The organism is Neobacillus drentensis (genome assembly GCF_036962765.1).
Taxonomy (GTDB): domain Bacteria; phylum Bacillota; class Bacilli; order Bacillales; family Cytobacillaceae; genus Neobacillus; species Neobacillus drentensis_C.
On record NZ_JBALOS010000009.1, the window covers coordinates 79,518 to 79,828 of the forward strand.

The window sequence follows — 311 nt, forward strand, 5'->3', positions numbered from 1 at the left end:
GAATTCAATCCTTTTTATTGGATAAAATAATGGTCATCATCACAAAATAAAAGTAGGAGGGATGATGATGTCTCGAATGTTAACATCCATATTAATGATTGGTTCCATCGGATATTTATTATATAAATACAAATACCGACTTATTAATGTCCTGCTAGGATCTAGTTGGATGCGCAGGATTGCAGTCGGCTCAATCATGAACTTTCCAGGTGTTAAGCAAAAAATGATGCAAACGATGTTTGGAAGACCATCTGAAGGGTGAAACCACAGATGGTTTTTTTGTTTGGCTCTGTTTTAAACTTGCCTGTTGA

1 protein-coding gene is annotated in these 311 nt (G+C 35.7%); it reads left to right on the forward strand.

Annotated elements, in window-relative coordinates; genetic code table 11:
- Positions 1 to 67: 67 nt before the first annotated feature.
- Positions 68 to 262, forward strand: a complete 195-nt coding sequence (locus tag V7137_RS02525; protein ID WP_218349482.1) for a hypothetical protein — start codon at positions 68 to 70, stop codon at positions 260 to 262.
- The last annotated feature ends 49 nt before the right edge of the window (positions 263 to 311 follow it).